Here is a 19,794-nt window from a genome sequence, read left to right as displayed (position 1 = left end):
GATGATGACTGTGATTCACAACGAATGGTTGGAAAAAGAAACGATTAAAACCGTAATATGTAAGCACACAAATGCAGCTAAGTTTTTGGTTTCGAATGTATTAACTGTCGGAAAAGAATATAAAGTAAAAAATGAAACCGATGAATTTATTTTTGTGGTAGACAATACAGGGAAAATTGGTGGGTTTTATAAAACTTATTTTGAATAAAAAGGTGAATACTGATGAAAAGCCGATGGAGCACATCGGCTTTTTCTGTGGGAAAGAGGATGAAAAGATGTCATACATTCAAGAAGATGTTCTAAAGCGACAACAACGAACACACGATGAGTACGAAAAATTAATTGGCAAACCAGGCTATATTGCTCCAGACAATCACTTATGGCAAGATATCCTATTTGCAATTGTTTTGCGTAAACCTGTATTACTTAAAGGTCCTACAGGTGCAGGTAAGACAAAACTTGCAGAAAGTATATCCGCTTTTTTTGGACAACCTATGCAAAGTATTAACTGTTCAGTTGATTTAGATGCAGAAGCACTGTTAGGCTTTAAAACACTGGTTCAACGTGAAGGACAAAGCATTATTGAGTTTGTGGAAGGACCTGTAGTTACAGCGATGAGAAAAGGACACTTCTTATATATTGATGAAATCAATATGGCAAAAGCAGAGACTTTACCGATTCTTCATAGTGCGTTAGATCATCGGCGCATGATGACCAATCCGTTTACAGGTGAAGTTATTGAGGCTCATCCTAATTTTGGGGTTATTTCAGCAATTAACGAAGGCTATATCGGGACAGCACCAATGAACGAAGCGTTAAAAAATCGTTTTATCGCATTCCCCATTCCATATTTAACAGGACAGCAACTAAGTGAACTGTGGGATCGAGAATTTCCAACAGCTGATAAACTGTTAAAATCATTTATGTTAAATTTAGCAGAAGATTTAATGAAGCAAGTTAAAAATGGCTTGTTATCAGAAGAAGCAGCTTCGATTCGCAGTTTACTTGATGCGACGGCTCTTTCGGAACACATGGATCCTTTACGTGCAGTGCAATACGCCATTGCAGAAAAATTAGATGATGAAAGCGAACGCGATTTGTTTATGGATTTGGCTCATACTTGGAAAAAGTAGGTGAGAGAGATGACATCAGTAAACCGCTTTATTCAATTTAATGATGAAACCATTGATACAAAGCTACTTCATCAAATGGAATTACTTGCAGGAGCGATGGCCGATGCTCCTTATTTAAAAGTGACGACGCGAAAGTTAGTAGAACTCCGGCCATCAGAATCTGCGCTGTCTATGAGTGTTTTTTGGCGTCATCGAACAAAAAAAATAGAGCGACACGGTTATTTGTCAGATATTTATTTGATGGCAGCTGGGTTTTGGCGTCATTTTGACTTACAGGATTGGCGAGAATTTAAAAAAACAGATTCAAAATTGCCGAGTCTTCGAGAACAATTGCTTTTATGTGCAGAAGAATTTCGGCTGTCTGAATTTATTAAAATATCTCGACCAGGAACCACCGGAGCTTTTAACACAAGAGAAGACGTGTATACAACTTACCATGAAGATCAATCCAAGCAGAACTTGAAAAAAAGCTTTCGAGCAGATTTATTGATCAATGCAGCCTATTTGCAATTACGTGGCAAAGACATTGATACAGGAGAGAAGTTGTTAGGGTTATCGTTTATTTGGACAGAGTTGTTTGAAGCGAAATCAACGAAAGATTCTGTGAAAATTGTTAATCGTATGATGGATCGTCTTGAATTTCTATTAGAATCAGATGCACGCCATACGTATTATACATTTGGTGAAGACGTCGAAAAAGTGCCTCCATTTCATTATCACGAAGGCATTCGAGCAGAAAGAGCAGAAAACCCCGAAGAAATTGATACCATAGAAGAATGGTTCGACGCTTGGCACCGAGAAACTAAACTAGCTGAAACGCCTGCGATGGAGTTTGAGTTAGAGCGAGGTGACTCACAACTTGCTGAAGGTGGCAGAGAAGCAGAAGGAACGGGCGAAGTTCAACAAACAGCAAAAGGCGATTCGACTGGTGAGTATAAAGAAGACAGCCACGTAGAAGATCGCCAAATGAATAGCAAACCTAAAAAAGCGGAAGGGGAATTTGGATCCGCAAATGATCAAGTGGTCTATCATGAGTCGAGGCTGAAAGCTTCAAGTGATCATCGCTTAACTATTGAAAACTGGCGAAGAAAACAAACACCTTATGTACGCTCATTGTTAAAAGAATTAAAAAAACGTATGACGCAAAGACAAGAAGGCATTCGCAGTAATTTAAATGCAGGAAGACTGTCGAAAAAACTCGTACCACTTGTAGTGGAAGAGCGACCAAAACCGTTTTATCGCAAAACAGCGCCTTCGAAAGAACTGGATGCGGTTTTTTGCTTATTGATCGATGGGTCAGCATCGATGCTTGATAAACTAGAAGAAACAAAGCAAGCAGTCTTATTGTTTCACGATGTGTTGCGCGGTTTGGATGTACCACATGAAATCGTCTTGTTTTATGAAGATGCCTACGAGGCAAGTGATGCGGAACAACCAAACTATTTTGAATGGATGCATAAATTCGAAGATCGCAAAAAAGACCATGCAGAGACGATTGCATCATTTGATGCCCACGAAGACAACCGTGACGGTTTTGCAATTCGCTGGATGAGCAAAAGACTGAAACGTAGAACTGAAAAACACCGCTTTTTACTAGTCTTTTCTGACGGTGAGCCATCTGCCTATAATTATGCAGAGAACGGTGTAGTGGACACCGCAAACGCTGTGACAGAAGCGAAAAAGCAAGACATTGAAGTTTTGCATCTATTTTTAAGCAGTAACTCAATTTCAGAAGATCAAGCTGCTTTTTATCGTAAGATGTATGGCAATAAATCTGTCAGTGCAGATTCACTTGAACAGTTTGTAGAACAGACGCTGCGTTTGTTAAAAAGAAGTCTTCACTTGGTTATTAAGTCTGGATAAAGATAAGTTTTAGGAAGTGTCTTAAATTTTTCGTGGATTGAGAAATTGTTTTTTTACAGATAATGGGCATACTGTCTGAATAAGTGCAAATACTGTCCAAATTAGATAAAATACTGTCGAAAAGCAGTCGAATACTATCCAAACAAAACGCAATACTGTCCAATCAATCTACTCATCGTCAATAACGAAAAACCGGAAGCTCGAGGCTTCCGGTTTTTTCGTTAAATCGAATGATCATGTTTTTTTTCGTGATCTTCATGAATAAGTAGAAGACGTTGTTTAAGATCTTCTTCCATACGTCCAATTTCAAGTTCTGCAGCTTTTCGATTTCTGCGACCCTCTGCTTGGATTTGCAACGTTTCTTCAATTGTCTCTAATAAGTTTTCTTGTGTTTTTTTCAATGTATCAATTTCAATAATGCCGCGTTCATTTTCGCGAGCGGTTTCAATTGAATTCATTTTTAACATCTCAGAATTTTTAAGCAACAAATCATTTGTTGTTGCTGTGACTTGTTTTTGAGCTTCTACCGCTTTTAGTTGTTTGTTTAATGTAAGTGCAATAGCAATTTGGTTTTTCCAAAGAGGAATGGATGTCATGATCGACGATTGAATTTTTTCTGCTAAAGTCTGGTTCGTTTGTTGAATCATGCGTATTTGCGGTGCACTTTGAATAGTAATTTGACGCGACAACTGCAAATCATAAAGTCGTTTTTCTAAACGATCGACGTACTGAACCATGTCGTTGACTTCTTGATAAACCATTTGATCTTGTGAAGTTTCTGCTTTTTTGCGCAAAGCAGGAATAGTTTCAGTCATAATTTCATCACGTTTAATTTCTGCAGCTGCGATATAAACATTTAACGCTTGAAAATACGTTTTGTTTTGATCGTATAACTGGTCTAGCAGCTGAACATCATCCAGCAATCCGCGTTTTGAGTGATCAAGCTGAATGCTAATGCGATCAACTTGTGTACTCAATTTTTGATATTTTGTCATCATTTCTTGTACAGAGTATTTAGCTTTTGAAAACAATTTCCGGATCCCATTGCGTCTGCCTTGCGTTAATTCTTCTGGATTTAATTCTTCTAGTTTTTTCATCAAGTCGTGAAGAACATCTCCGACAGGACCAATGTCTTTGCGCTGCACATGGTCCAACATTTTATGAGAAAACTGACTCAATTGATTTTGTGCATTCGCGCCATATGTTAAAATCGCTTCGTTATCACCAGTTGGTATTTGTTTTGCGAGTTCGCGTGCTTTTGCCTGTTCTTCATTTGTTAATCGATCCATAATGGATGCTGGACGTTCTTCAGACTGTTCAGTGATCGATCGATCCTGTTTTTCCATCTGCATGCCAAATGGAGATTCCAATAAATCATCTAATTCACTTCGAGTTGATGGTTTTTCTGTCATCTTTCACGTCTCCCTTATGTTCAGGTTCTGCCTGAACAAGTAATTTCTGATTGTTGTGTTGATCAACGGCTAACTGTGCATAATCGAGTTCCATACGTAATCTCTCTATATCACCAGATAAAACAAGCTTTAAGTCTTGTTCCATAACTTTGTTAAGCGATAACAACATCTCACGTGTATCTTGAAGAGCGATGCGCATGTCTTGATCTTTCACTGGTTGGCCGACAAGTAAGGTATATTTTTCTGTTAATTCAATTGCTGAGTCTAGATGGGAATAAAAAAACGGTTCTGCTAAATAAAACTTTCTTGGATTTTGTTGTACAACAGTAATGATTTTATTAGAAATTTTCGTCATTTCAATCAATTGTTTAAACGAAGAAATGGAACGGACCTTGTAATAATTACTTTGAAGTTGCTTGATTTTTTCTTGTGCTTCTTTTATTTGCACGCGTACATTCTTGAATTCACTTCGTGTCATTCCAAAGTTTTTAGAATCAGAAGAAATTTGAACTTGTTTTATCGTGCTATTACTGGCAATATACGTTCCAGCAGCAACTGCTCCAGAAGCAATAAAACCAATTTCAGCTCCTAAATAAAGAACTGGAAACATTACCGCCATAATAGGCAAACTGACAGATTGCCTTTTAATAAAATTTTCAATCGGCTTTAGGGGCTTCATGCAAAGAACCTCCTTCACTACTACTTAATCTATACGTTCAGCGCGCTGAAAAGTTTCATTGCAGCGCATTCTCTCTTCTATATTTTACGTGAAATAACAAGTCAATACAAACTTTCGAATTCCATGTAGCAATCGGCGCGAAACACTTTACAAGTCATTTAGGGTTTGACACAATGCTAATAAGAAAGAAATGAGGCTACCAACTATGCATGAAATCATCTACATGAAAACAGATTATGAACCATGGTGGATGTTTGACGGTTGGGAAAAAAGTGTTGTCTCACGACATGAATTTACTTCAGCCAAAGAGGCAATGGGTTTTCTAGAAACACTTAAACAAGATTTCAGTTATCGTTTTCCGGAACATGAACAAAGAAATCAAGCTTTTTATTGTTATTGGAATGAAGAAGAAGTAGAATATTGCGATAAATGCGAAGAAGACTTGCAAGTGTTTCATGGGCTGATTTGGCTAGTTGACGGCAAATCTTCAACGAGTTATTAGATTTATTTGACTTTTGTAGTCAATTTGATATACTAAATAGACAATATGAATTCTTGACCGAACGATAGCTATTCACCTATTCCCCAAAGTGATCAGCACGTGATGGTACTTTAGGGAATATGTGAATTTTTTTATGTAAAGATTCCATATTAAAAACTTTTTTTACCACAGGAGGTAATTTACATGCAAGAAGGAACAGTAAAATGGTTTAACTCAGAAAAAGGCTTTGGTTTTATCGAAGTTGAAGGTGGAGACGATGTATTCGTACATTTCTCAGCAATCGAAGGCGAAGGGTTTAAAACGCTTGATGAAGGGCAACGTGTTGAATTTCAAGTAGAAGAAGGCAACCGTGGACCACAAGCAACAAACGTAACTAAAGCCTAATTTTCAAGAACTGCTCTTAGGAGTAGTTCTTTTTTTTTTAGAATTTGCTTAACAATCACCATCATACAAAAAACCGGAAATAGTTAAGTTTTCTTTTATAGCTCTAACCATACGGTAATTATGTCTAATAAGATGGATAGAATCATCAAAATCTATAAAATGATTTTCATCGCAGGTAAGAAAAAGCCAATCTCTACCCAGTCAAATTTTACCTCTATATCAAAAGAAACACCGTGTGTCAATTTGTCATGTCTTTAAACTTTCCTATGTAAGGTTTTTAGTAATTAATAACGGGGTATAAATAAATACTGGCAAAGAAAATGTAGGAGGTTTTTGGAATGGAAGGTACAGTAAAGTCATTTGATGAGAACAAAGGAATAGGTACGATTACAGGCGACAATGGTGAAAATTTTTTCTTTGAAGAAATGCATATTAACGTAGAAGGTTTTAGAAAACTAAATCCAGGACAGCTTGTCAAATTTACGATAGTGGATGGTGTGCCTGATAAAGAACGCTTAGCTACAAACATTACATTAGTTTTTTAATCAGTTGGAGCAATTAAATTAGAAGGTCAAGGGGGATGAACGTATGGTTGAACAATACTTAAAAAAACCAATGCCAAGTGAGAAGAAACAACAAGATTTCTATCAAAAGCTTCGAACGAAAATACAAAAATGGGCAGATAATAAATCAGGATTGATAGGATCGGTTAGCGGATATATATTGTTTGCACCCGATTTATTTCATTTGTTAACAAGAATGATGCTAGACAGCCGTATTGATGCAAAAAATAAAGCGGCAGTAGGCGCAGGGATTTTGTATTTCATCGCACCTATTGATTTTTTGCCTGAGATTTTGGTAGGTCCTGGTGGATTTTTGGATGATGTAGTCGTGGCGGTATTTGTTATTAATACCATTTTAAATAAATTCCCAACAGAAGTAGTGACAGAGCACTGGACTGGTGATGAAGACTTATTAAAACTAATTAAAAAAATATCCAATTCAGGAAATAAATATGTTTCTAAATTACCTGCAGGCCGATTGGTTAAACGGTTTACAAAGTAAAAAATAAAAAAGCTGTAGATCTAAGCAGATCTACAGCTTTTTTCTGTACATAGACAAAAACAAGACCACTCAACGAGTGATCTTGTTGTGCCACTTTAGTTTGTAATGCCTTCTTTTTCTTTCCATTCCAAAAATTCATCGTAGCTAAGTTGCTTATCAAGGATTGATCCATCTTCACGGATTTCAATTACTCGGTTTGCAACAGTTTGGATAAATTGATGGTCATGAGAAGTAAATACCATAGCGCCTTTAAAAGCGATCATGCCGTTATTCAATGCTTGGATAGACTCTAAGTCCAAATGGTTTGTTGGTTCGTCCAACAAAAGAACGTTCGCGTGAGACAACATCATTTTGGAAAGCATGCAACGCACTTTTTCACCGCCGGATAAAACAGAAGGTTTCTTTTTAACTTCTTCACCAGAGAATAACATTCTACCAAGAAAGCCGCGCAGGAAAGTCTCACTTTCATCGTCTGGAGAATACTGGCGAAGCCAGTCTACTAGAGATGTTTCGCTGCCTTCAAAATAGCTCGAGTTATCGATAGGTAAATAAGCACGTGATGTGGTTACGCCCCATCTGCATTCTCCCGTAGCTGGTTGATCTTCGCCTGCTAATACGCGCAGAAGCGCTGATTTAGCAAGTGGGTCACCGATCAAAACAATTTTATCTTCCTTACTCAAATTGAAGCTAATCGTGTTTAATAATTGGTTGCCGTCTACTGTCTGGCTTAGATCTCTAACCGTTAAAACATCATTGCCGATTTCGCGACCAACTGTAAAGTTAACAAACGGGTATTTACGAGAAGATGGGCGAATATCGTCTAATTCAATTTTATCAAGCGTTTTCTTACGAGAAGTTGCTTGTTTCGATTTAGAAGCGTTGGCAGAGAAACGCGCAATAAATGCTTGAAGTTCTTTAATTTTTTCTTCTTTTTTCGAATTTTGATCTGAAGCTAAACGTGTTGCTAATTGGCTTGATTCATACCAAAAGTCATAGTTACCAACATATAATTGAATTTTACCAAAGTCAAGATCGGCAATATTCGTACATACTTTATTAAGAAAGTGACGGTCATGGGATACAACTATCACTGTATTTGTAAAGTTGATCAAGAATTCCTCTAACCACTGAATCGCTTTTAAATCTAAATGGTTGGTAGGCTCATCTAGTAATAGAACGTCCGGCTTACCGAACAAAGCTTGTGCTAAAAGTACTTTTACTTTGTCAGAACCAGAAAGTTCAGCCATTTTCTTATCGTGTAGTTTTTCACTAATTCCAAGTCCTTGCAAAAGAATTGCTGCTTCAGATTCAGCTTCCCAACCATTCAATTCAGCAAACTCGCCTTCAAGTTCAGCGGCACGCATGCCATCTTCGTCAGAAAAATCTTCTTTCATGTAGATCGCATTTTTCTCAGACATGACTTCATATAGTTTTTTATGTCCCATGATTACAGTTTCAAGAACAGGGTGCTCTTCGTACTCAAAATGGTTTTGCTTTAGTACAGCAAGACGCTCACCTGAGCCCATGTAAACATTTCCGGATTGTGGCTCAATTTCACCAGAAAGAATTTTGACGAAAGTAGATTTTCCAGCACCATTGGCACCAATCAATCCGTAGCAATTACCGGGGTTAAATTGAATATTTACATCTTCAAATAGTTTACGATCACCAAAGCGAAGACTTACATCATTTGCAGCTATCATGTATACGTACCTCCTAAATTTCACAATAAGATTAGTATACCATGAAATCCAAAGAAATCGATAGCAATCGACTGTGGTCTTGTATAAACTGAAAACAGAATTATTTTATCTTGTTTTACGTTCTAAATAAGCTTCTAGCATGCCAAGTTCTTTGTTGAGCAAATATTCCATGCGAACATAGTCGCGTCGCCCTGGAATATGCTCTGAGGTCAACCCTTTCATGGAATAAATAAAGTAATACCCACCAATTTGGCGGAATAAAACGACAACATGTGGAAATTCATCGAAAATTGCTTTTATATTATACCGTTTTGCGTAACTCCAATTTACGAGTTTCATCGGCAACCCGCCTTTCACACTCTTAGTTTAAATGAAGTAAGGTAGAGAACACAAGTTTGTATATAGAGCGAAATTGGTAAAAATTTAAACTTTATTTACAGTTATGTTTGTCCTTTTTTACTTTTAGAAATTAACAAAGTAAAATAAGCATATACTGGATAGAAATCATTATAATAAAAAAATGTTAGTTAGTTTAGTTAATGGAGGGAAAAGAGTGGCTGAATCGAAGAATAATTCTGCAATAAGCTTAATGATTGTGGCCATTTTGTTTGTGGCATTAAATTTACGACCTGCAATTTCGTCTATTGGACCGATGCTTGAACCTATTCGCAATGATTTGAATTTAAGCAATAGTGAAGTAAGTTTGTTGACGGCTGTTCCTGTATTTTGTATGGGGCTTTTTGCACCGTTAGCAGTTTTTTTTGGTCGAAAATTTGGATTGAAACGATCTATTGCTGTGCTGTTAGCAATGATCGGCATTTTCACATTAGCTAGGGGGTTTTTACCAACCTATCCAGTACTGTTAATCAGTGCGTTTTTTATTGGCTTGGCTATTGCGGTAATTAGTCCGTTACTTTCAGCTATGATTAAACGAGACTTTCCAAGACGAACAGCTGCATTGATTGGAGTGTATTCTTTTGGAATGGGGCTCGGGGCTACATTGTCTGCAGGATTGACAGGTCTATTTTATACACTTGTAGATTGGCCATTCGCTATCGCTAGCTGGGGTTTGTTGTCTGTGTTCGCTATAATTGTTTGGCTGCGGGCAGAACAACCACCTGAAATAAAAGTCAAACAAACAGATCTTCCACCCACTCGAATATCGCTAGTAAGAAATAAACGAGCCTGGTACATGTTGTTGTTTTTTGGATTTCAATCGTCATTGTTTTTTTCAATGCTTACTTGGCTTGCACCGATTGCGATTGAAAAAGGGATGTCTGTTTTGGCAGCGGGTGGTGTCTTAACGTTAATGACAGCAGTTCAAATAGCTGGAAACATTAGCATTCCATTATTTTTTAGCAAATTTCCTAATCGCTTGGGTTGGATTATAATGGTGTTAAGTTCTGGCGCTATCGGAGTATGTTTACTATTGTTTGGAGACGTGACGGCCATATGGATAGCTGCTGCTTTTATTGGTATTGCGTTAGGTGGTCTGTTTCCAATTGCGTTGCTAATGCCTCTTGATGAAACAACTTCTGCAGATGAAGCCAACAGTTGGACTGCAATGACGCAATCGGGTGGCTATATTATTTCAGCGTTTATGCCCTTTACAATTGGCGTCATTTATGATCAAACAGGCACTCACATCGTTACTTTGTTTATGTTTTTAGGGTTTATAATACTGCTGCTGATTTTCGCTATTTTGCTTAATCAAAAAGATTAATCAAGATCACGAGCTTCTATAGCAAATGAAGACTTAATGGTTTGAAGTTGCCTCAAAATTAACCAAGTAAGATAGAGAGAGAGCAATGGGAATATAATACACCAAGATGAAATCATCGTAAATGATAGTTTGGAATCTGGGAAAAAAGTAGTGAAGTACCAATAATTATAACTTAACGTCAAAATCATAGTTGTAATAGGTCCCATATAAATTTTTTTAGTGACTACAGCTATTAAAATACCAATCCCAATAACAACAAAAGGAACAATTACTAATTGCATAATAATTGGATCAACCGATTCGATAAGCCTCAATCTAATGCCTCCTTAATTATCGAGTAATGAAAAGTTGATGGAATAATCAGTTTTTACCTAGCGTTAAAAAAAGTTAACGCATTAAACGTTAACTTTATCCCATTTAGTGGAAAGAAATTCGTCACGGCCAGATGCCGCTCGATCATTTTTGTAGTATTCAGGATTTTTCTTATGAAAATCTTGATGATAGTCTTCAGCTGGATAAAATGGCACTGCATCGCGTATTTCGGTAATGACTGGCTTGTTAAAACGCCCGCTAGCTTCGAGTTGTTGCTTAGAATGTTCTGCAATTGCCCGTTGTCGTTCATTATGGACAAAAATTGCTGCACGATAAGAGGGACCACGGTCTTGAAATTGTCCTTCGTCGTCTGTTGGATCAATTTGCTGCCAAAAAATATCCAGTAATTGTTCATAAGAGAAGACTGCAGGTTGGAATGTAATTTCTACAACTTCCATATGACCCGTCGTTCCAGATTTCACTTGTTCATATGTCGGGTTTTCTACATGTCCACCGCTATAACCGGAAACGATGTGTTCAATGCCATCAAATTGATCAAATGGCTTGACCATGCACCAGAAGCACCCGCCTGCAAAGATTGCTTTTTCTATCATAATAATTCTCCTCTCTTATTGCTAAGAAAATATTACCACTCTGGCGAGGTAGAGACAATAAAAATGTCTTCATTTATAGAACATATGATAGAAAGAAATAAAAAGCTTTTAATGTAGATGCTAAAAATAAATCATATACTGTTGAGATCAAAACTAGAAACTTACTAACTACTTATGCGTCTTATTAACGTAAAAGTTTACTAAAGGAGTGTAAATATGATGAACGAAGAATTACAACCTATTCATAGAAAAAGACGTAGAAAAAGAAAAGTTCGATTACGTGGCATCGTTTTTATGCTCTTGATCGCGTTAATCGCCGGTGGTGCTTATATATTTCTTCAGTTTAAAGCAGGTAAAGAAATGGCGGAAACCGAAACGACAGACCAAGAACCCGTACAATTCGCAGAAGATGCACCTAACGGAAATTATGAAAATATTTTAGTACTGGGTGTCGATTCCCGTGGAGAAGAAAAATCTCGTACTGATACGATGATGCTCGTTACGCACGACAAAATAAATAATAAAGTGAAATTAACATCATTTATGCGCGATATATATGCAGACATTCCTGGCTACCAATCCTATAAATTGAATACGGCTTACTATTTAGGCGGAGTGGATTTACTTGCTGAAACTTTGCGTGAGATGTTTGGCATAGAAATTCATCATTTTGCATTGATTGATTTTTCAAGTTTTGAAAGTCTTGTTGATGTTGCAGTTCCTAACGGTGTAGAGATTGATGTGGAGAAAGAAATGTCTAAAAATATTGGTGTTTCTTTAACACCAGGTCTGCAAAAATTAAACGGCAAGGAACTTTTAGGGTATGCACGTTTCCGTGCGGATAATGAAGGCGATTTTGGACGCGTGCGCAGACAGCAACAAGTGATTGCCGCAATGAAAGAAGAAATGGCAACAGTTTCTTCAATTCCAAAATTACCTAAGCTAGCGGGAGCCTTACAAGGATATGTGCAAACAGATATGCCATTAACGGATCAAATAAAGTTAGCGACTCAATTAGCAACAAGCGGTGGCGGAGAAGTTGAACGTTTAACATTACCTGTAAAAGATAGTTATAGTTATGGTAATTATCCACAAGCAGGATCAGTTCTTGATATTGATATTGAACAGAACAAACAAGCATTGCGTGAATTTTTATCACAAGCTTTAAACTAAGTAGAGTGAAATTATGTTAAAATAGAATTATAAAGTTTATTCAGAAAAGGGGAAGCATATGGATTCAGAAGACAAGCGGTCTTTTTTTTCTACTAATTATATACAGTTTTTAGGTGGGAAAAATACGTTGTTTACATTGTTTTCATTAGTATTGATTGGAATTGTTATTTATATTTTTAGAGAAGTTTCATTTATCTTTCATCCAGTAACTGTTTTCATGAAAACAGTTGTCTTGCCCATTGTTTTAGCTTTGGTCTTATTTTACTTGTTGCGTCCTGTGTTGCGTATGCTAGAAAACTTTAAAATTTCTCGTATTTGGGGAATTCTTCTTATTTTTCTTGGTGTAGTCGGACTATTCACGTTGCTTATTGTATTAGTCTTTCCATTTTTGCGTTCTCAATTTCAAAACTTAGTTGCTGAATTTCCAGAGTATTTCATGCAGTTGTTAACAGACTTTGATGCGTTTTTACGAACATCGTTTGTTGGTAATTATTATAGTGAATCTGACTTCACATTAGATACCTTGCTTGCAACATTGCCTAATAATATTGCAGACACATTGCAAAATACTGTAACTAGCATTATTTCAGGTTTGACAGGATTAATTTCGACGATTACGAGTGTTATTTTATCGATTGTCATTGTTCCATTTATCTTGTTTTATTTGTTAAAAGACGGTGAGAAATTGCCGGAGTATTTCTTGAAGTTATTGCCTCCGAGATATAGAGATGATACACGAGAAGTTTTTGCAGAAGCAGATAAACAGCTAGGTGCTTATATACAAGGACAATTGATCGTGGCATTTTGCATTGGCGTTATGGTCTATATTGGATTCTTAATTATTGGCATGGATTATGCATTGTTACTTGGTGTTCTAGCCATGGTCACAAGTGTAGTTCCTTATATCGGTCCTGCAATTGCCATCGCACCGGCTGCTATTATCGCATTGGTGACATCACCATTCATGCTTGTTAAACTGGCAATCGTCTGGACTGTAGTTCAATTAGTAGAAGGGAATTTAATTTCTCCTCAAGTCATGGGCAAAACGATGATTGTTCATCCAGTGACGATTATCTTTGTGTTGTTAACTGCGGGCTCGTTATTTGGAGTTGTGGGAGTTATTCTGGGTATTCCTATGTATGCATTATTAAGAGTATTAGTTTCTCATTTTTATAAGTTATTTAAACGTCGATACAATAGACACGAAACCAATTTAGAAAATCAATACAACTATACAGAACTATAAACTTGTTTAAATTTAGATGAATTGTGGTATACAAGGACTAATAAAAAGTGGAGGTTTCTAGGCTATGAAGTTTAAAGATTTTTTATCATCAATTGGCATAGGGTCATTAAAAGTAAACACAGTAGTAGAAATGCCGCATTTAGAAGAAGGCGAAACATTAAATGGAACGATTTACTTGGATGGAGGCGACGGTGAGCAAACAATTGACTTTATCGAGTTGAATGTAATTAGGCTTGTGGAAGATACACGAGATGATAGTGATTTTGATTTTTATGAAACGATCATCGCAAAACAGTCAATGGAGTTTGCAGGATCTGTTAAGTCAAAAGATACAGTTATGCAACAGTTTGAAATTGTACCAGATGAACGATGGTCACTTGAACATCCAAAAGCAAAATTGATTTTACGTACAATCGTCCATGTGAGAAATGGCATTAATGCACGAGATGAAGACGTCATCACATATGGAACACCAGAGAGCTGAGAAATCAGTTCTTTTTTTATGCATAAATTTTTGACAGAAGCTAAAATACTTATTGAAATTGATAATCATTCTCAACTATGATATCATATAAAAGAATCTTCAATTAGTGATAGACAATAAAGTACAGGCTCCCGTAAAATGAAATTTTTAAGGGAATAAGAATGGTAATTAGAACAATTAAAAACTAAGAAATGAAATGATTTTAGCGATTTATGGCGGCAATTAAAGTTCTGCAGATGCTCTGCTCAGCACCTGTAGAACTTTAATTGCCGATGAATTCTTAGTATTTGCACAGAGTTTCTGTTAGTAAATTTTTAACTAAAATAGCTGCATTACTGAAAAAAACGGTCAAATTGGAGCGGAGACAGATGAAGAAACTGATGTTGCTGCTTGTGCTGAGCTTAATCGTGTTTGGTCAAGCTATGACCGATGAGGTGTATGAAAAATCATCGAACAGCGTAATTGTAGCCAGTAAAGTACAACCTGATAACTTGCGAATGGATCTTCAGTCGCAAAAACTGTCACTATCAAGAAAGGTTAAGCAGTCGACAAGTAGATGCCCAGCTGAAGTTCTTTTTTTGGGTAGCCGCACAAAGCAAGTGTTTTCAAAATACATAGCGATTGAAACGCAGATTGCGGGAGTATCAATAACTGAAACAAAATCCCCGTTAGTCAAAGCAGATTTAGATGAAGAAGCAGGACGAATCAATTGGATAACTGCAATAATCATTGTGTGTATTGCTTTTTTAGTTTATCTGATTAATAGAAAAAAGCATGATAAATAAACGCAAGACCAAGCCGATTATCATTCAGAATCTAAGAGTTAAAAACCACTATTTCAACTTGCTTTTGTCAGCATGCTGAGGCAGTGGTTTTTTATTATGGAATGAACTTTAGAAAATATGTGTTTATTTTGACTGCTTAAATTAGTAGAAAAATATCTATTAGATCAAAATCAAGAGCATGGTCTAGAGTAACTGATTTTGTCATTATACATGTAAAATACTGCACAAGGTTATTAAAATAAAAGTCAAAAAAAGTAGTACTATAAAAAGAGAAAAATCCTTAGTCCAAGGATTTTTCTTTTCGAACACTCTGACCATTATTTTAGCTCAACCAACTGCCAATGAGACAGCTGACAAGTAGGATCGTCATAAAAATACCAGACATTAACACATCTAAGCGTCTTAGGCGAATAGGTCGGTAATAAGCACTTCTTGGTTTACCTGTAAAACCACGCGCTTCCATAGCAAAAGCGGATCGTTCAGCTTTTCTGACAGCACCTGTAAGCATTGGGATCAGTACACGACGGATGGCTACGAGTCGTTTCCAACTATATTTTTGAATTTCTGCACCGCGTAGTCTTTGGGCTTGTTGAATTTGTATGAATTCATCTTTCATCACCGGTAAAAACTGGTAACCAACCATTACACCATATGCAAGCTTTGGAGAAAGCTTTAATTGCTGCATAAGACTCAAGATAAACTTCACTGGATCGGTCGTAAAAGCGAATAGCAAAGACAATGTCGAGAATGCCATAACGCGAAAGGCAAGAGATAAAGCATGCGCCCATTGCGCACCGGTCACGTCAATTCCTGCAAACGACCAAATAATGGTTCCACCTGTATCTGCACCAAAGACGACGGTGGTCCATAAATAGCCGAAAGCACCAATTGAAAAAGGAATCATAAACAAAAGCCACAACTTCCAGTTGGTACGACTCATTGTGAGTTGCAAAAAAAAGATACTTAGCCAAAATAATAGTGGCGTCCATGGATTAAAGAACAGTGAAAGGACAAGCATTGACACTGTGACCAAAACGAATTTTACAGAAGGATTCATGTCATGCAAAAGATTCCGCAAGACGTGTCACTCCTTTAGGTGCCAGTAAATGGTGAGATAGCAGTAGTCTGTCGTTTTGCCACAGATCTTTTGCGGCAAATTTCCCAGTTAGCTGTCCATCTTTGATTAGTAAGACTGAGTCAGCAATGCTCGCAGCAAATTCCATATCGTGCGTAACGATTAGCAAAGTTGTGCCTTCGTGAGAACGCCGGTCGATTAATTCAAACAGTTCTAAAAGTGCTGCAGCATCTTGTCCAGAAGTTGGTTCGTCCATTAATAGTACTGACCGTTTATCAGCAAGCATCGCGGCTATTGCTACACGCCTTTTTTGTCCGTGGCTAATACAGAAAGGATGAACGTTAGCGATTTCCTTCAGACGCAGGTTGGTCATTAATTTTGCAAGTTCTGATCGGCTAGAAGTTCTTGAATAAGCGACTTCTTCGCTAACTTTTTGTGTTAAAAATAAATACTCAGGGGATTGTGGAACGTAACCAATGCTATCTGACTCGATCGTACCGGTTGTCTTTTTATAAACACCACATAACGTCTTTACGAGTGTCGATTTACCACTGCCATTAGGTCCTGCAATAACAACTACTTCGCCTCGCTCAACTAGAAAAGAGAGAGGAGCAAGCAATTGTCGGTTTTTGATCGTCACGGATAGCTTTTCAGCATGTAGCGCCGTGTTCTCTTGGATGGCACACTGTCGTTGTGGAAATACAACCGGTTCTCTTGATACAAATGGACGATCAGCTACTAAATGGCCATTATTATCAAGTTGAATTTCTCTTTCGAAAAAGGTTCCCCAACTGCTCAACCGGTGCTCAACCACGACGATTGTCAACTTCGATTTTACTTGTAGCTCCTTTAGCCAGTTGATATATTGTCTGGCTGTGTAAGGATCCAAGTGAGCAAGTGGTTCATCAAGCAATAACACTTCAGGATCCATGATTAACGCACAAGCAGTTGCAATGCGTTGTTTGATTCCACCAGATAAAGATTGGATTACAGCTTTTCGCAAATGTATTAATCCTGTTAGTTTTAGAACTTCTATGATGCGCATCTTCATTTCTTCAAATGGTGTATGCAAATTTTCTAGTGTAAATGCCAGTTCTTCTTCAACAGTTGGCATGCAAAACTGTGAATCGGGATCTTGAAAGACAGTCGCGACGCGGTGATTGATTTCCCCAGGTGCATACTCATCAGCTGCTTTCTTAAATAGAAGAATTTCCCCATCTATTATGCCGTCGCAGTTGTCAGGGTACAAGCGATTCAATAAATAAAGAAGCGTACTTTTTCCACAACCACTGGGCCCTGAAATGACAAGCTTTTCACCTCGGTAAACCGAGAATGAAAGCTTGTCTAAGGTTTTTTCCTCATCTTCAGGAAAGCGAAAAGAAAGCCTGTTTAAAAAGAAAATCTCTTCAGACATTGATATCACCTTTTTTCGTACGTGAAATGGCATAACCCCGAAGTGAGCCAGTCGCAAGTAAAACGTCACCAATATACTTCCCGCCAATTCCTGCAATAATCGCACCACTAAGGACACGAATTGTAAACATTAATGCGATAAAAGACGGATCTAGTACTGCATAACCTGAAATAAAGTAACCGTAAACAAAGCTAAAAACAGCTGAGCCAATTCCGGCAAGCATGAGCACTAAAACATTAAAATGTTTATAGCCGGTCATTGCAAATATGGCTTCAGCGCCAAGTCCTTGAATGACGCCAGATAAAATAAGACGTGGACCAACGGCATTACCAATGAGGACTTCAATGGCTGAAGCTATCGTTTCAGAAAGAAAGGCAGCGCCAGGCTTACGAATAATATACATGCAGATAATTGATACAATAAACCAAATGCCAAACATCCATTCATAAGCGAGTGGACCAATTACAGCTGCCCAAATGTTTGCTGCGTGAACAAACAATAAATAGACAATACCAAAGACAACTGCAAATAATGACATCAAAATGACTTCTTTTAATTTCCACGATTTCAGCATTTTACGAACCTCCGTGCGACGGACTGTTAATGCTCATGGACACAGTCATCACCAAATGGCGATGTTTGTCGGAAAGGGCATTAGTGAATGCTTGTTCATAAAAAGAGAATACGTCATGAATATCGCCGTCAATACCACTTGCGTAATGCATGGAGTCATTAAAAACACCTTGTTGTTTGGCACGCTCAACTTCATGGTAAATAACCGCCATGTAATCTGGGTTGTTCATTGGGTACAGCGCAAATTGAGATGACACGTATTGTTGTGTTTTGTCTGTATTTAACAACACATCATCTTTTTCTAAAAAGACATCTCCTGACGAATCACCAGGACAGCCAATCGAAAAGGTACCGGAAAGTGCGACATGTTCTCCAGTTTTTGCTGTGTGCAACGTCAGTGCTTTGGCAACATTGAAAACGTGAATTTGCTTACCGCGTATAATTGTCGAAACATCATCCGTATGCAACCAAACGTTCGAGGTGTCGATGTCGGTTAACGCTCCTTTAATTACTTTGACAAAATTACTAGCCATCGGATGGAGTGAAAAACGAAATCCGACAATTGGACTCATACCGCATTGTAGTGGTTCCATATTCTAATTCCTCCTTAAAAATTTGCACAAAAAAGACCGCATCCGTGAAGATGCAGCCATAGTCTACAAATAATGAAAAGAATTATTTCAGAAATGCGCCACACTTCCTCACGCAGGTATTATCCTGATCGAGTTTTAAGGGATCGAAGCTTGCGCTTGCATCTCAGCCAAAGTGGGCACCCCTAGTGCAGAAAACGTATGCGGTTTTTGTGTTCGGGTTATTCCCGATGGCTCTAGTGTAGATGAAGTAGTAAAGGAAGTAAAGAGAAGATTGAAAAAAGTGGTCGGATGATAAATACAAACAAAAAAGAAGAGCTACAGCTACTCTTTCCTAAAATGATTACTCAGTAAGTGTTCTTCAATAAGTAAAATTTTTTTAAGTAGTGACCACATCACCTTTTAAAATAGAATATATGTATAAATCATCGAATTTGCCACAAGTAAATTCATAATGTCTTAATAATCCTTCTTGTTTAAATCCGTTTTTCTCTAACAGTTTTAAGGAAGCAGAATTAGCAGGCTCGACTAATGCTTCAACGCGTTCTAATTGGAAGTGTTGAAACCCATAATGAATGATAGCTTCCAATGCTTCACTAGCAATGCCTTTACCCCAATACTCTTTGCTTAATTCATAACCGATCTCAGCTCGGGAATGCTCAGGGTGCGTATTAAAAAAACCACAACTTCCAATAACTCTTCCATTTTCTTTATGTGTTATTCCCCATCTAATTCCTGTGGCCTCTTTGAATATGGTTTGGTACCAGCCAATTTCATCGAGTGTCTCTTTTTGGGTCTGAAAAGGTTCTAGCCCCATATGTTTCATTACCTCTTTATCAGATAAATAGAGGAACATATCAGCTGAATCTTCTTTTAGTACCTCTCGTAAAATCAATCTATCTGTTTCAATAATTGGGAATTTCTTTTTCACGACCAATCGCCACCTTCATCAGTTTTTATAGCTGCTCAACCTCTAAGGAATCCGTACCCTCATTACGACTTCATCAAATCGTACTGTTTACTTACTATGAAGTTTGTCGAATTCTTCTTACAAATATACCATT

The 19,794-nt window shown here is 37.4% G+C and carries 23 protein-coding genes and 1 riboswitch; of the genes, 12 read left to right on the top strand and 11 right to left on the bottom strand.

The features are described 5' to 3' along the window. Positions 1-10: 10 nt before the first annotated feature. The 3 genes from I858_RS09395 (at position 11) to I858_RS09385 (ending at position 2,996) form a co-directional block, all read left to right on the top strand. Positions 11-208 carry a DUF6501 family protein gene (locus tag I858_RS09395; RefSeq protein ID WP_065524606.1) on the top strand — a complete coding sequence of 66 codons (198 nt, stop codon included), beginning with the start codon at positions 11-13 and terminating at the stop codon, positions 206-208. Between the two features lie 67 nt (positions 209-275). Next, positions 276-1,133, top strand: a complete 858-nt coding sequence (locus tag I858_RS09390; RefSeq protein WP_065524607.1) for an ATP-binding protein — start codon at positions 276-278, stop codon at positions 1,131-1,133. A gap of 9 nt (positions 1,134-1,142) precedes the next feature. Next, positions 1,143-2,996: a vWA domain-containing protein gene (locus tag I858_RS09385; RefSeq protein ID WP_065524608.1), complete on the top strand. Its 1,854-nt coding sequence runs from the start codon at positions 1,143-1,145 to the stop codon at positions 2,994-2,996. A 221-nt stretch (positions 2,997-3,217) separates the two neighbouring features. Here the strand turns inward: I858_RS09385 and I858_RS09380 are convergent, their stop codons facing one another. Both I858_RS09380 and I858_RS09375 read right to left on the bottom strand, forming a co-directional pair. Further along, positions 3,218-4,408 (bottom strand): toxic anion resistance protein, encoded by a 1,191-nt coding sequence (locus I858_RS09380; RefSeq protein WP_065524609.1) that lies wholly within the window; start codon positions 4,406-4,408, stop codon positions 3,218-3,220. Further along, positions 4,380-5,087: a 5-bromo-4-chloroindolyl phosphate hydrolysis family protein gene (locus I858_RS09375; protein WP_065524610.1), complete on the bottom strand. Its 708-nt coding sequence runs from the start codon at positions 5,085-5,087 to the stop codon at positions 4,380-4,382. The genes I858_RS09380 and I858_RS09375 overlap by 29 nt, the downstream gene beginning before the upstream one ends. 205 nt (positions 5,088-5,292) lie before the next feature. On the opposite strand from I858_RS09375, the gene I858_RS09370 reads away from it, so the two are divergent. The 4 genes from I858_RS09370 (at position 5,293) to I858_RS09355 (ending at position 7,038) form a co-directional block, all read left to right on the top strand. Further along, positions 5,293-5,589, top strand: a complete 297-nt coding sequence (locus I858_RS09370; protein ID WP_065524611.1) for a DUF1033 family protein — start codon at positions 5,293-5,295, stop codon at positions 5,587-5,589. A gap of 183 nt (positions 5,590-5,772) precedes the next feature. After that, positions 5,773-5,973, top strand: a complete 201-nt coding sequence (locus I858_RS09365; protein WP_065524612.1) for a cold-shock protein — start codon at positions 5,773-5,775, stop codon at positions 5,971-5,973. 338 nt (positions 5,974-6,311) lie between these two features. Next, on the top strand, positions 6,312-6,518 hold the full coding sequence (locus I858_RS09360; protein WP_065524613.1) for a cold-shock protein: 207 nt from the start codon (positions 6,312-6,314) through the stop codon (positions 6,516-6,518). A 43-nt stretch (positions 6,519-6,561) separates the two neighbouring features. After that, entirely contained in the window at positions 6,562-7,038 is a 477-nt protein-coding gene (locus I858_RS09355) for a YkvA family protein (protein ID WP_065524614.1), read from the top strand. A 95-nt stretch (positions 7,039-7,133) separates the two neighbouring features. On the opposite strand, the gene I858_RS09350 is transcribed toward I858_RS09355, so the two are convergent. Both I858_RS09350 and I858_RS09345 read right to left on the bottom strand, forming a co-directional pair. Then, positions 7,134-8,741: an ABC-F family ATP-binding cassette domain-containing protein gene (locus I858_RS09350; protein WP_065524615.1), complete on the bottom strand. Its 1,608-nt coding sequence runs from the start codon at positions 8,739-8,741 to the stop codon at positions 7,134-7,136. A 105-nt stretch (positions 8,742-8,846) separates the two neighbouring features. After that, positions 8,847-9,080, bottom strand: coding sequence for a hypothetical protein (locus I858_RS09345; protein ID WP_065524616.1), 234 nt, complete (start codon positions 9,078-9,080; stop codon positions 8,847-8,849). Between the two features lie 214 nt (positions 9,081-9,294). Between I858_RS09345 and I858_RS09340 the strand changes: the two genes are divergently transcribed. Further along, positions 9,295-10,464 carry an MFS transporter gene (locus tag I858_RS09340; RefSeq protein WP_083553694.1) on the top strand — a complete coding sequence of 390 codons (1,170 nt, stop codon included), beginning with the start codon at positions 9,295-9,297 and terminating at the stop codon, positions 10,462-10,464. Here the strand turns inward: I858_RS09340 and I858_RS09335 are convergent. Together I858_RS09335 and msrA are read right to left on the bottom strand one after the other, a co-directional pair. Further along, entirely contained in the window at positions 10,461-10,778 is a 318-nt protein-coding gene (locus tag I858_RS09335) for a hypothetical protein (RefSeq protein WP_065524617.1), read from the bottom strand. The genes I858_RS09340 and I858_RS09335 overlap by 4 nt on opposite strands. An 81-nt stretch (positions 10,779-10,859) precedes the next feature. Next, positions 10,860-11,390 (bottom strand): peptide-methionine (S)-S-oxide reductase MsrA, encoded by a 531-nt coding sequence (gene msrA, locus I858_RS09330; protein WP_083553693.1) that lies wholly within the window; start codon positions 11,388-11,390, stop codon positions 10,860-10,862. 219 nt (positions 11,391-11,609) lie between these two features. On the opposite strand from msrA, the gene I858_RS09325 reads away from it, so the two are divergent. The 4 genes from I858_RS09325 (at position 11,610) to I858_RS09310 (ending at position 15,078) form a co-directional block, all read left to right on the top strand. Continuing rightward, on the top strand, positions 11,610-12,563 hold the full coding sequence (locus tag I858_RS09325) for an LCP family protein (protein WP_065524929.1): 954 nt from the start codon (positions 11,610-11,612) through the stop codon (positions 12,561-12,563). A gap of 58 nt (positions 12,564-12,621) precedes the next feature. After that, on the top strand, positions 12,622-13,809 hold the full coding sequence (locus tag I858_RS09320) for an AI-2E family transporter (RefSeq protein ID WP_065524618.1): 1,188 nt from the start codon (positions 12,622-12,624) through the stop codon (positions 13,807-13,809). Between the two features lie 64 nt (positions 13,810-13,873). After that, the gene (locus tag I858_RS09315; RefSeq protein ID WP_065524619.1) at positions 13,874-14,293 is read left to right on the top strand and encodes a sporulation protein; all 420 of its coding nucleotides are present in this window, start codon (positions 13,874-13,876) and stop codon (positions 14,291-14,293) included. A 368-nt stretch (positions 14,294-14,661) separates the two neighbouring features. Continuing rightward, positions 14,662-15,078, top strand: a complete 417-nt coding sequence (locus I858_RS09310) for a hypothetical protein (RefSeq protein WP_065524620.1) — start codon at positions 14,662-14,664, stop codon at positions 15,076-15,078. 322 nt (positions 15,079-15,400) lie between these two features. Here the strand turns inward: I858_RS09310 and I858_RS09305 are convergent, their stop codons facing one another. The 5 genes from I858_RS09305 to I858_RS09285 form a co-directional block, all read right to left on the bottom strand. Continuing rightward, complete coding sequence (locus tag I858_RS09305; RefSeq protein ID WP_157886513.1) at positions 15,401-16,156, bottom strand: energy-coupling factor transporter transmembrane component T family protein; 756 nt, start codon at positions 16,154-16,156, stop codon at positions 15,401-15,403. Beyond that, a complete protein-coding gene (locus tag I858_RS09300) occupies positions 16,137-17,567 on the bottom strand; it encodes an ABC transporter ATP-binding protein (protein WP_065524621.1) in 1,431 nt (476 codons plus the stop codon). Before I858_RS09300 ends, I858_RS09305 begins: the two co-directional genes overlap by 20 nt. Continuing rightward, a complete protein-coding gene (locus I858_RS09295) occupies positions 17,560-18,141 on the bottom strand; it encodes an ECF transporter S component (protein WP_065524622.1) in 582 nt (193 codons plus the stop codon). The genes I858_RS09300 and I858_RS09295 overlap by 8 nt, the downstream gene beginning before the upstream one ends. A gap of 1 nt (position 18,142) precedes the next feature. Next, complete coding sequence (locus I858_RS09290; RefSeq protein ID WP_065524623.1) at positions 18,143-18,733, bottom strand: YkoF family thiamine/hydroxymethylpyrimidine-binding protein; 591 nt, start codon at positions 18,731-18,733, stop codon at positions 18,143-18,145. Between the two features lie 88 nt (positions 18,734-18,821). Next, positions 18,822-18,927, bottom strand: a riboswitch (TPP riboswitch). A 182-nt stretch (positions 18,928-19,109) separates the two neighbouring features. Continuing rightward, a complete protein-coding gene (locus tag I858_RS09285) occupies positions 19,110-19,661 on the bottom strand; it encodes a GNAT family N-acetyltransferase (RefSeq protein WP_065524624.1) in 552 nt (183 codons plus the stop codon). Positions 19,662-19,794: the final 133 nt, after the last annotated feature.

This window comes from Planococcus versutus (assembly GCF_001186155.3).
GTDB classification, from domain to species: Bacteria; Bacillota; Bacilli; order Bacillales_A; family Planococcaceae; genus Planococcus; species Planococcus versutus.
This window is presented reverse-complemented; position numbering and strand designations above follow the sequence as displayed.

Excerpts from the sequence above, each read along its gene's own strand:
- I858_RS09300 (WP_065524621.1), bottom strand. The coding sequence starts at position 17,567 with ATGTCTGAAGAGATTTTCTTTTTAAACAGGCTTTCTTTTCGCTTTCCT.
- I858_RS09325 (WP_065524929.1), top strand. The coding sequence starts at position 11,610 with ATGAACGAAGAATTACAACCTATTCATAGAAAAAGACGTAGAAAAAGA.
- I858_RS09365 (WP_065524612.1), top strand. The coding sequence starts at position 5,773 with ATGCAAGAAGGAACAGTAAAATGGTTTAACTCAGAAAAAGGCTTTGGT.
- I858_RS09375 (WP_065524610.1), bottom strand. The coding sequence starts at position 5,087 with ATGAAGCCCCTAAAGCCGATTGAAAATTTTATTAAAAGGCAATCTGTC.
- I858_RS09390 (WP_065524607.1), top strand. The coding sequence starts at position 276 with ATGTCATACATTCAAGAAGATGTTCTAAAGCGACAACAACGAACACAC.
- I858_RS09370 (WP_065524611.1), top strand. The coding sequence starts at position 5,293 with ATGCATGAAATCATCTACATGAAAACAGATTATGAACCATGGTGGATG.
- I858_RS09380 (WP_065524609.1), bottom strand. The coding sequence starts at position 4,408 with ATGACAGAAAAACCATCAACTCGAAGTGAATTAGATGATTTATTGGAA.
- I858_RS09320 (WP_065524618.1), top strand. The coding sequence starts at position 12,622 with ATGGATTCAGAAGACAAGCGGTCTTTTTTTTCTACTAATTATATACAG.
- I858_RS09350 (WP_065524615.1), bottom strand. The coding sequence starts at position 8,741 with ATGATAGCTGCAAATGATGTAAGTCTTCGCTTTGGTGATCGTAAACTA.
- I858_RS09345 (WP_065524616.1), bottom strand. The coding sequence starts at position 9,080 with ATGAAACTCGTAAATTGGAGTTACGCAAAACGGTATAATATAAAAGCA.
- I858_RS09355 (WP_065524614.1), top strand. The coding sequence starts at position 6,562 with ATGGTTGAACAATACTTAAAAAAACCAATGCCAAGTGAGAAGAAACAA.
- I858_RS09315 (WP_065524619.1), top strand. The coding sequence starts at position 13,874 with ATGAAGTTTAAAGATTTTTTATCATCAATTGGCATAGGGTCATTAAAA.
- I858_RS09310 (WP_065524620.1), top strand. The coding sequence starts at position 14,662 with ATGAAGAAACTGATGTTGCTGCTTGTGCTGAGCTTAATCGTGTTTGGT.
- msrA (WP_083553693.1), bottom strand. The coding sequence starts at position 11,390 with ATGATAGAAAAAGCAATCTTTGCAGGCGGGTGCTTCTGGTGCATGGTC.
- I858_RS09360 (WP_065524613.1), top strand. The coding sequence starts at position 6,312 with ATGGAAGGTACAGTAAAGTCATTTGATGAGAACAAAGGAATAGGTACG.
- I858_RS09290 (WP_065524623.1), bottom strand. The coding sequence starts at position 18,733 with ATGGAACCACTACAATGCGGTATGAGTCCAATTGTCGGATTTCGTTTT.
- I858_RS09385 (WP_065524608.1), top strand. The coding sequence starts at position 1,143 with ATGACATCAGTAAACCGCTTTATTCAATTTAATGATGAAACCATTGAT.
- I858_RS09295 (WP_065524622.1), bottom strand. The coding sequence starts at position 18,141 with ATGCTGAAATCGTGGAAATTAAAAGAAGTCATTTTGATGTCATTATTT.